At 68.3% G+C, this 9,987-nt stretch carries 9 protein-coding genes; 7 read left to right on the top strand and 2 right to left on the bottom strand.

Annotation, left to right across the window (positions count from 1 at the left end):
- From RTO53_RS05850 to RTO53_RS05830, 5 genes are all read left to right on the top strand, one after another.
- A partial coding sequence (locus RTO53_RS05850; RefSeq protein ID WP_312236923.1) for a DUF885 family protein occupies positions 1–868 on the top strand: 868 nt, incomplete at its 5' end.
- A 100-nt stretch (positions 869–968) separates the two neighbouring features.
- Entirely contained in the window at positions 969–1,337 is a 369-nt protein-coding gene (locus RTO53_RS05845) for a DUF2946 family protein (RefSeq protein WP_312236922.1), read from the top strand.
- Between the two features lie 57 nt (positions 1,338–1,394).
- Positions 1,395–2,687 (top strand): TolC family protein, encoded by a 1,293-nt coding sequence (locus tag RTO53_RS05840; protein ID WP_312236921.1) that lies wholly within the window; start codon positions 1,395–1,397, stop codon positions 2,685–2,687.
- A complete protein-coding gene (locus RTO53_RS05835; protein WP_312236920.1) occupies positions 2,684–3,664 on the top strand; it encodes an efflux RND transporter periplasmic adaptor subunit in 981 nt (326 codons plus the stop codon). Before RTO53_RS05840 ends, RTO53_RS05835 begins: the two co-directional genes overlap by 4 nt.
- Before the next feature lie 38 nt (positions 3,665–3,702).
- Positions 3,703–6,879: a CusA/CzcA family heavy metal efflux RND transporter gene (locus tag RTO53_RS05830; RefSeq protein ID WP_312236919.1), complete on the top strand. Its 3,177-nt coding sequence runs from the start codon at positions 3,703–3,705 to the stop codon at positions 6,877–6,879.
- A gap of 54 nt (positions 6,880–6,933) precedes the next feature.
- Here RTO53_RS05830 and RTO53_RS05825 read toward each other — a convergent pair whose 3' ends face one another.
- Positions 6,934–7,635: an NYN domain-containing protein gene (locus RTO53_RS05825; RefSeq protein ID WP_312236918.1), complete on the bottom strand. Its 702-nt coding sequence runs from the start codon at positions 7,633–7,635 to the stop codon at positions 6,934–6,936.
- A gap of 161 nt (positions 7,636–7,796) precedes the next feature.
- Positions 7,797–9,029 (bottom strand): glycosyltransferase, encoded by a 1,233-nt coding sequence (locus RTO53_RS05820; RefSeq protein ID WP_312236917.1) that lies wholly within the window; start codon positions 9,027–9,029, stop codon positions 7,797–7,799.
- A gap of 303 nt (positions 9,030–9,332) precedes the next feature.
- On the opposite strand from RTO53_RS05820, the gene rpmB reads away from it, so the two are divergent.
- Together rpmB and rpmG are read left to right on the top strand one after the other, a co-directional pair.
- Complete coding sequence (rpmB, locus tag RTO53_RS05815; RefSeq protein ID WP_005411638.1) at positions 9,333–9,569, top strand: 50S ribosomal protein L28; 237 nt, start codon at positions 9,333–9,335, stop codon at positions 9,567–9,569.
- A gap of 10 nt (positions 9,570–9,579) precedes the next feature.
- Positions 9,580–9,747 carry a 50S ribosomal protein L33 gene (gene rpmG / locus RTO53_RS05810; RefSeq protein WP_172407465.1) on the top strand — a complete coding sequence of 56 codons (168 nt, stop codon included), beginning with the start codon at positions 9,580–9,582 and terminating at the stop codon, positions 9,745–9,747.
- Positions 9,748–9,987: the final 240 nt, after the last annotated feature.

Here is a 9,987-nt window from a genome sequence, read left to right as displayed (position 1 = left end):
GAAGGAAGTGGCGCGCATCCAGAAGGAAATGGACGCGATCATCAAGCAGGTGCAGTTCAAGGGCAGCTTTGCCGAGTTCCTGACCTTCCTGCGCACCGACCCGCAGTTCTACGCCAAGACCCCGGACGAGCTGCTGTATCGCGCCGCGTGGATCTCCAAGCGCGTGGACGGGGTGATCGGCAAGTACATGACCCTGCCGCGCGCGCGCTTCACCATCGTGCCGGTGCCGCCGGACATCGCCCCGTTCTGGACTGCCGGGCGCGGCGGCATGGGCACCTACTGGCTCAACACCTACAACCTGCCGGCGCGGCCGCTGTACAACCTGCCGGCGCTGACCCTGCACGAGTCCGACCCGGGCCATGCGCTGCAGGGCGCGCTGGCCGCCGAGCACGGCGACCAGCCCGAGTTCCGCCGCACCGCCTACATTTCCGCCTACGGCGAGGGCTGGGGCCTGTACTGCGAGAAGCTCGGCGTGGAGATGGGCATCTATGAAACCCCGTACGAGGATTTCGGCCGCCTGACCTACGAAATGTGGCGCGCCGCGCGATTGGTGATCGACACCGGCGTGCACCACAAGGGCTGGACCCGCGCGCAGGCCATCGCCTACCTGCGCGACCACACCGCGCTGAGCGAGCATGAAGTCACCACCGAAGTGGACCGCTACATCTCCTGGCCGGGCCAGGCGCTGAGCTACAAGCTGGGCGAGATCGCGATCGTGCGCCTGCGCGCGCAGGCCGAGAAGGAACTGGGCGAGCGCTTCGACGTGAAGGGCTTCCACGACGCCGTGCTCCAGCAGGGCTCGGTGCCGCTGCCGGTGCTGGAGCAGCAGATCCAGGCGTACATCGCCCAGCGCAAGGCCGCCGGCTGAGCGCCAAGGGATCGGCCGTGACCCGGCCGATCCCGTTTACGTGAACCATCACCGGCGGCTGCGATTGTGTAACGCGCAAGCCGCCGGCTACCCTGCCGGCATGTTCCGTTCTGCCCGCCCGCGTTCGTCCCTGCTGCTGCGCCTGCTGATGCTGGTCGCGGTCGGCCTGGGCGTGTTCGGCACGGCGACGGCCTCGGCACTGGCCGACATCCACATCAGCCTGCATACCGATGCCGCGCCCGCCGATGCGGCCACACCGGGCAGCAGTGATCCCGACGCGGGTGACGGCGACCTGCTGCACGCACTGGTCCATTGCGGGCATTGCCATGGCCATGGCGGCGTCCTGCCGATGGCCTCGCTGCCGTGGCTGCTGCCTGCCGCGCCCGCGCACAGCGTGCCGGTCGGGTTGACCGCGCAGCTGCGCACCCAGCCGCCCGAGAGCCTGCTGCGCCCCCCGATAGCGTCCTGATGCCCTGCGGCCACGCGCCGCCGTTGTCCATCTGAACCGCTATCTGGAGAGTCCCCCATGTGGATGCGCATGGCAGCCCTGGCTGTCGTTGCGTTCGTGCCGTGCGTGTATGCGCAGGGTACGGATACGCCTGACCCGTTGACCCTCGACGCCGCCATCGCGCGCGTCGCCCAATACCACCCCGACCTGCGCCTGGCCGACGCGCAGCGCCCGATCTGGGAAGCCCGCCGCGATGCGGCAACGCTGACCCCGCCGCTCACCGTCGGCGTCGAGCTTGAAAACGCGCTCGGCACGGGCGATGCCAGCGGCTTCCGCAGTGCCGAGCTGACCGTCACCCTGGCTGGCGTGCTGGAACGTGGCGGCAAGCTGGACGCGCGCCGTGCCGTGGCCCAGGCCAACATCGACAGCCTGGCCCCGCAGCGCGAAACCGCCCGCCTGGATCTGCTGGCCGAGGTCGCCCGCCGCTACCTCGCCATCACCGAAGCGCGCCAGCAACTGGGCATCGCCACCACCGACATCGAGCAGCGCAGGCGCGCGGTCGCCGCCGCGCGCCTGCGCCTGCAGGCCGGCGCGTCGCCCGAATCGGTGCTGCTGACCGCACAGGCCATGCTGGCCCAGGCCGAGCTGGACCGCGATCGCGCCCGCCAGGCCGACCAGTCCGCGCGCGCCGCGTTGTCCGCGCTCTGGCGACAACGCGATCCCGGCTTCGACGTGGTCACCGGCGACCCCATGCAGCTGCCGGCCCTGCAGGATTTTGCGGTGCTGGCCGAGGAGCTGCAGCGCACCCCGGAACTGGCCGTGCTGGCCGGGGAGCGGCGCATCCGCGAGGCGCAGGTCCAGCTGGCGCGCACTGCCGCGCGGCCGGATCTCAGCTGGCAGGTCGGGGTCCGCAACACCCGTGACAGCCGTGACACGTCCTTCGTGGCCGGTTTCAGCGTGCCGCTGGGCAGCGTCGCGCGTGCGGCCCCGGAGATCCGCGCCGCCGAGGCCGAACTGGCGCTCAACAGCGTCGAACGCGAGGCGCGCGCACTGCAGTTGTACGCCACGCTGGCCGAGGCGCACGGGCGCTACCTGACCGCGCAGCTGGAAGTCACGCGCATGGCACGCGATGTGCTGCCGCAACTCAAGCGCGCCGAAAACGCCGCCGAGAAGGCCTGGCGTGCCGGCGCCATCAGCTACATGGAATGGGCGCAGCTGCAGGCCATGCGCATCGACGCGCGGCAACGCCAGCTCGGTGCCGCCATCGCCGCACAGACCGCGCTGATCGAAATCCAGCGCCTGACCGGCCAAAGCATGGTTGCCGTCGGCGCCACCCCCACGCCCCACGTGTCCACGGAGGACCGCCGATGAACCTTTCCGCACACCGCATCGCGCTGGGCGCCACGCTCCTGATCGCTGCACTGGCCCTGGCCGGCTGCGGCAAGGACGCCCCCGCCGCGGCCCCCGCCGACACCGACCAGGGCCACGGCGAGGCCGGCCACACCGACGGCGAAGACGACCATGACGCGCCGGAGCGCACCACCATCGCCGCGGCCATGGCCGAACAGGCGGGCATCCGCGTCGCCCCGGTCGCCGCCGGTACCATCGCTGACGAGCACGACGTGCAGGGCCTGCTCACTCCCGTCGATGGCCGCGTGGCGCAGGTGATGGCGCGCTTCCCCGGACCGATCCGTTCGCTGCGCGCCAATGTCGGCGACAACGTCCGCGCCGGCCAGGTGCTGGCCAGCATCGAGAGCAACCTCAGCCTGACCACCTACACCGTCAGCGCGCCGATCGCCGGCGTGGTGCTGGCGCGCCAGGCCCAGGTCGGCGGCGTGGCGGGCGAGGGCACGCCGCTGTTCGAAATCGGCGACCTGTCCACGCTGTGGGTGGACCTGCATATCTTCGGCAACGATACCCAGCACATCACCGCCGGCGTCCCGGTCACCGTGTCGCGCATGACCGACGGCGTCAGCCAGACCACCACCCTGGAACGCGTACTGCCCGGCACCGCCACCGCCAGCCAGAGCACCGTGGCCCGCGCCACGCTGCGCAACGACGATGGCCTGTGGCGGCCCGGTGCGGCGGTCAAGGCACGCATCGTGGTGGCGACCAAGCCGGCCGCGCTGGTGGTGCCGCTGGGGGCGGTGCAGAACATGGACGGCAAGGACGTGGTGTTCGTGCGCGTCGGCGATACCTACACCGCACGTGCGGTCACCCTCGGCGCCCGCGATGCGGGCCAGGTCGAAGTGACCGAGGGCCTGAAGGCGGGCGAAGACGTCGTGGTCGAACAGAGCTACGTGGTCAAGGCCGACATCGGCAAGGCGGGGGCATCGCATGAGCATTGATCGCGTGCCACGCGCGTCGCGCAGCGGAGGACGCCCCCATGCTTGAACGCATCATTGGCGCCTCCATCGCCCATCGCTGGTTGATGATGACCCTCACCGCCGTGCTGGTCGCGGTCGGCATCTGGAGTTTCACCAGGCTGCCCATCGACGCCACCCCGGACATCACCAACGTCCAGGTGCAGATCAACACCGCCGCGCCCGGCTACTCGCCGCTGGAGACCGAACAGCGCATCACCTACCCGGTGGAAACGGTGATGGCCGGGCTGCCGCGCATGGAGCAGGCGCGGTCGCTGTCGCGTTACGGGCTGTCGCAGGTCACCGTGGTCTTCGAGGATGGCACCGACATCTACTTCGCCCGCCAGCAGGTGGCCGAACGCCTGCAGCAGGTGAAGTCGCAGATCCCCGATGGCCTGGACCCGCAGCTGGGCCCGATCTCCACCGGCCTCGGCGAGATCTTCATGTACACCATCGACGCCGATCCCAAGGCACGCAAGGCCGATGGCACCCCGTACACCGCCACCGACCTGCGCACCCTGCAGGACTGGGTGATCCGACCGCAGCTGCGCAATGTGCCGGGTGTTACCGAGGTCAACACGATTGGCGGTTTCCAGCGCCAGGTGCACATCACCCCGGACCCGGCGCGGCTGCGTGCGCTCGGCTTCACCCTGGAGGATGTCGCCCAGGCGGTGGAGGCCAACAACCAGAATGTCGGCGCCGGCTACATCGAGCGCAACGGCCAGCAGTTCCTGGTGCGCATCCCCGGCCAGGTGGCCAACCTGGAGGAAATTGGCAACATCGTGCTGGCGCGTCGCGAAGGCGTGCCGATCCACGTCCACGACGTGGCCGAGGTCAAGGAGGGGCCGGAACTGCGCAGCGGCGCGGCTACCCAGAATGGCCACGAAGTGGTGATGGGCACGGTGGTGATGCTGATCGGCGCCAACAGCCGCGATGTCGCCCAGGCGGCGGCCGCGCGGCTGCAGCAGGCGCAGGCGAGCCTGCCCGAGGGCGTCACCGTCACCGCCAGCTACGACCGCACCGCGCTGGTGGACCGCACCATCGAGACCGTGGCCAGGAACCTGGTCGAAGGTGCGCTGCTGGTGATCGTGGTGCTGTTCCTGCTGCTCGGCAATTTCCGCGCCGCGCTGATCACCGCGGCGGTGATTCCGCTGGCGATGCTGTTCACGCTGACCGGCATGGCCCGCGGTGGCGTGTCGGCCAACCTGATGAGCCTGGGCGCACTCGACTTCGGCCTGATCGTCGATGGCGCGGTGATCATCATCGAGAACTGCCTGCGTCGCTTCGGCGAACGCCAGCACGCCCTAGGCCGCGACATGACCCGCGCCGAACGCTTCGCCGAAACCGCCAGTGCCACCGCCGAAGTGATCCGCCCCAGCCTGTTCGGGCTGGGCATCATCACCGCGGTGTACCTGCCGATCTTCGCGTTGTCCGGCGTGGAAGGAAAAATGTTCCATCCCATGGCGATCACCGTGGTGCTGGCCCTGACCGGTGCGATGGTGCTGGCGCTGACCTTCGTTCCAGCGGCGATCGCACTGTTCCTCGGCGGCCACGTGCAGGAGAAGGAAAACCGCCTGATGGCGTGGGTGCGGCGGCGCTATGCACCGCTGCTGGCGTTTTCGCTGCGTCGCGGCCGCTGGATGGTGACCGGTGCGCTGGTGCTGGTGGTCGGCTGCGGCCTGCTGGCCACGCGGTTGGGCAGCGAGTTCGTGCCCAACCTGGACGAGGGCGACGTCGCCATGCATGCCATGCGTATCCCCGGCACCAGCCTGACCCAGTCGATCCAGATGCAGAAGCAGATCGAAAACCGGCTGGTGCAGTTCGCCGAAGTGGACAAGGTGTTCTCCAAGATCGGTACGCCCGAGGTGGCCTCCGACCCGATGCCACCCTCCGTGGCCGACACCTTCATCATGATGAAACCGCGCAAGCACTGGCCGGACCCGCGCAAGTCGCGTGCGGCATTGCTGGGTGAACTGGAAGAGGCCGTGGAGCAGCTGCCGGGCAACAACTACGAGTTCACCCAGCCGATCCAGATGCGCACCAACGAGCTGATCTCCGGTGTGCGGGCGGACGTGGCGGTGATGCTGTTCGGCGATGACCTGGACACGCTGCTGGCGGTGGGCAAACGCATTGCGGCGGTGGCGGACAAGGTGCCCGGTGCGGCCGACGTGCGGGTGGAGGAAACCAGCGGCCTGCCGCTGCTTACCGTCACCCCCAACCGCACCGCGCTGGCCGGCTACGGGCTCAATCCGGGGCAGGTGCAGTCGACCGTGGCCACCGCCGTCGGCGGCCAGGTGGCCGGGCAGTTGTTCGAAGGCGACCGTCGCTTCGACATCGTCGTGCGCCTGCCCGAAGCGCTGCGCCAGGACCCGGCCGCGCTGGCCGACCTGCCGGTATCGCTGGAGACCGCGCTGGCCGGCGACGCCGACGAATCCAGCCGCGCCGGCAGCTGGCGCAGTGGCAGTGCGCGCACCGTACCGCTGCGCGAGCTGGCCACGCTCGGCAACAGCGAAGGGCCGAACCAGATCAACCGCGAGAACGGCAAGCGCCGCATCGTGGTCACCGCCAACGTGCGCGACCGCGACCTGGGTGGTTTCGTCACCGAGCTGCAGCAGACCATCGGCCGCGACGTGCCGGTGCCCAACGGCTACTGGATCGAGTACGGCGGCAGTTTCGAACAGTTGATCTCGGCCAGCCAACGCCTGGCGATCGTGGTGCCGCTGACCCTGATCATCATCTTCGCCTTGCTGTTCTGGGCATTTGGTTCGATCAAGGATGCCGCGATCGTGTTCAGCGGCGTGCCGCTGGCGCTGACCGGCGGCGTGCTTGCCCTGGCCGCACGTGGGATCCCGCTGTCGATTTCCGCGGGCGTCGGCTTCATCGCGCTGTCCGGCGTGGCGGTGCTCAACGGCCTGGTGATGATCAGCTTCGTGCGCAGCCTGCGCGATAACGGCTTGCCGTTGACCGACGCAGTGCGCGACGGCGCGCTCGGTCGCCTGCGTCCGGTGCTGATGACCGCACTGGTGGCCTCGCTGGGCTTCGTGCCGATGGCCTTCAACGTCGGCGCCGGCTCGGAGGTGCAGCGACCGCTGGCCACCGTGGTCATCGGCGGCATCGTGTCGTCGACGTTGCTGACGTTGCTGGTGCTGCCGGTGTTGTACCGGTGGTTGCATCGGAAGGAAGAGGCTGGACCGGCCTGAATCGAGCGGCGGCACGCTTTGCCGCGTGCCGCCATGCCGACGACAAGGGCGGCGTCACCAATGCGATGGCTTGTCGATGGGCTTCTTTCCGGTCTGGATGCGATCTGGCAGCTGGCATGCTGCCAGCTCCTCGTCGCGAATGTGGCTCCGCGCCCAGTGCGCATTCACCGATAGCGACGACATCATGTTCCGGTGGGAAACCGCGCCTTCCTCTGGAGGACGTCGTGGCGTAATCACTCCAAGCCGGATGTGGGGAAAATCTGCTTTGATCGCACGAAGCACGGGTTCCACGTCGCTGTCGTTGGAACACACGACCAACTGCGAGAACGCTCCGGAAGCCGCATCCCGATACATTGCCAGTGCGATGTTCACATCGGTCTGCTTTTCCTCGAGCTTCCATGCTTTCACTCGGTCGTTGCGATCGAACGCTACGCCATCGACATAACGCGGCATCTTTGTTCCGCTGCGATCATGCGTGTGTGTCCCCATCGTTTTCTGGAAGCGGGCGCCATGTCGGGCCTCGTGCCCGCGCAGGAAGCAGTCCTGGGCGATGGTCGATGCATTGCCATGCGTCGAGAAACGGGCCAGGCAGAATGCGCTGAAATACCTGACCAACGTCAGCTGCGAATCAGGATCCTGTTCGTGGACCAAGCGGTGGAACAGCGCCACCATGTCGATCCACTTGTAGCGCGTTCCCCGGATGCGGCCGTAGTAGAAGTTGTAGCCATCAATGTAGACGGCGGTTGCGTTGATCATGCGCACGTTCCTTCGGGCATGAAAAAACCGCCTTGCGGCGGTTTTTTCGTCCCAAGCCGTTTAGCCAACTGAATGACGACGGCGAGGGCGGGGTCGTGTGTCCATTACAGCAGCCCCTGCCGGGGCGGTCAATCGACCGGGTCACACTCTTTCATGGCGGTTCAACCTCGTTGTCGAGTAGGTATTTCCACCAACTGCCGCTCGATCAGATCGACTGCGTTGGCCACGCCGTTTTCGTTTTCCATCGCCCGGCCAAGTGCCGCCGCCCGTTCACGGGTCCCGGCGTGTTCGACGAAGCCAATCGCCCGCGCCAGCGTCCCCGCATCCAGCCGCTTCGGCGACAACGCTGCCGGTGCTACCCCCAACTGCTGCAGTCGATCCGCCCAGAAGAACTGGTCGGCGGCGAACGGCATCACCAGCGAGGGTACGCCGGCGCGGCAGGCCGAATGCGTGGTGCCGCTGCCGCCGTGGTGGATCACCAGCGCACAGCGCGGGAACAGCGCCTCGTGCGGCGTCGGGCCGACCACGAACACCTGCGGGGGCAGGGCGCCGCTGGGCAATCCGGCCCAGCCGGGAAACAGCAGCACGCGGCGCGGCGCCAGCGCCTGCAGCAGGGTCGGCAGCACGTGGTCGCGGTCGAAGCCGGTCATACTGCCAAAGCCGAGGTACACCGGCGCCGGCCCGGCGTCGAGAAAGGCCTGCAGGTCTGCCGGCGGCTGCCAGGCCAGGTCCGGGGCGCGCCACTGGCCGCAGATGCGGTGGTCGGCGGGCCAGTCCGCGGGCGGCAGCAGCAGGGTGGGCGAAATGCCGTACAGCATCGGCAGGTCGCGCCAGAGCGTGCGTCGCGGCGGCATGCCCAGCGCGTGGCGGGCGCGGTTGATCGGCTGTCGGAACGTCCGCCACACCGCCTGGTTGACCAGCGTGTAGCTGAGCCGGTTGAGCGCGCCGGGCAGGCGCAGCCGGGGCAGGAAGGGGGACAGGAACGCGCGCGTGGGGGTGAGCGGGATCATGCCGGTGCCGATCACCGGCAGGCCGTGGCGTTCGGCCACGGACATGCCCACGAACGCGGCCAGCCCACCGGTCAGCACCGCATCGCAGCCGGCGGCTGCCGCGTCGGCCTGGCGCATCCACGCCGGCACGTGCTGGCGGGCCATCCGCGCCAGCCCGCGCGAGGCGGCCAGGGTGTCGTTGCCGCGCGACACCAGCGCCACCACTTCGTCATGGATGTCCCCTTCCAGCGCTGCATGCGGTACGCCCAGGTCGCGCGCGCTGCCCAGGGTGCCGCCTTCGGCCAGCAGCATCACCTCGTGGCCGGCGGCGATCAGGCCGTGGCACAGCATCACCAGGGGGCGGGTGTCGCCTTCGGTGCCATAGGTCAGGGCGAGCAGCCGCATGGGTGGGGTCCGGGTAGGGGAGGGCCAGTATTGCCGTCGCGGTGCCGCGGCGGCGCGAACAGGCGGCCCGGCCCGGCCGGTGCGCCAGGCCGCCGCCCTGTGGACAACTTGCGCCGGCCCAGGTGCTGCGGCATAATGCGCGGCTCGCTGTGTCCAAAAACCTTTGGATCGGCGGCCGGGAACACGTCATCCGGCCTGCCCTCGACAGCGTAACCCTTTGATTCTCATGACGTGTGGCGGGAAACCGCCGAGGCCGCCGTCGCCCGGGCTATGGGCTGACAATTACTTTCATCGAGGTGCGCAATGTCCCGCGTATGCCAAGTTTCCGGCAAGCGAGTGCAGACGGGTAACAACGTCTCGCACGCCAACAACAAGACCCGTCGTCGTTTCCTGCCCAACCTGCACGAGCGCCGCTTCTGGGTTGCCAGCGAAAACCGCTGGGTCAAGCTTCGTGTTTCCGCGCATGCCCTGCGCACCATCGACAAGAACGGTATCGATTCCGTTCTGGCTGAGCTGCGTGCGCGCGGCGAAAAGGTCTGAGGAGTAACTAATCATGGCAGGCAAGCGCGACAAGATCCGTCTGATTTCGACGGCCAACACTGGCCACTTCTACACGACGGACAAGAACAAGAAGAACACCCCCGGGAAGATGGAATTCCTGAAGTACGATCCGGTCGTGCGCAAGCACGTCCTGTACAAGGAAGGCAAGATCAAGTAATCCGCAAGGATGCTTGAGCTTCCCCGAAAAAAGACCCGCCCTCGTGGCGGGTTTTTTTTGGGTTCTTCTTTCGTCTGCGTGGCAAACATCAAGCGCACTCTCGACCTTTCTGGCGCGGCGGTCGGTGGGTCGGGCGCTGGGCCCCCATGCCCTTTCCGGCGAATGTCCTCCGGCGTCGGCCTGCGGCCGTCACCTCCCCCTTTATTTCGCCTCCAAGGGCATGGGGACCCAGCGCCCGAC

Origin of the sequence: Stenotrophomonas sp. (assembly GCF_031995405.1) — a bacterium.
Lineage (GTDB): Bacteria > Pseudomonadota > Gammaproteobacteria > Xanthomonadales > Xanthomonadaceae > Stenotrophomonas.
The sequence above is the reverse complement of the archived record's forward strand: the minus strand, read 5'-3'. Positions and strand labels throughout refer to the sequence as shown.

Bases quoted from the DNA above. Each gene is read 5' to 3' on its own strand.
- RTO53_RS05845 (WP_312236922.1), top strand. From the start codon at position 969: ATGTTCCGTTCTGCCCGCCCGCGTTCGTCCCTGCTGCTGCGCCTGCTG.
- rpmB (WP_005411638.1), top strand. From the start codon at position 9,333: ATGTCCCGCGTATGCCAAGTTTCCGGCAAGCGAGTGCAGACGGGTAAC.
- RTO53_RS05825 (WP_312236918.1), bottom strand. From the start codon at position 7,635: ATGATCAACGCAACCGCCGTCTACATTGATGGCTACAACTTCTACTAC.
- RTO53_RS05840 (WP_312236921.1), top strand. From the start codon at position 1,395: ATGTGGATGCGCATGGCAGCCCTGGCTGTCGTTGCGTTCGTGCCGTGC.
- RTO53_RS05835 (WP_312236920.1), top strand. From the start codon at position 2,684: ATGAACCTTTCCGCACACCGCATCGCGCTGGGCGCCACGCTCCTGATC.
- RTO53_RS05830 (WP_312236919.1), top strand. From the start codon at position 3,703: ATGCTTGAACGCATCATTGGCGCCTCCATCGCCCATCGCTGGTTGATG.
- RTO53_RS05820 (WP_312236917.1), bottom strand. From the start codon at position 9,029: ATGCGGCTGCTCGCCCTGACCTATGGCACCGAAGGCGACACCCGCCCC.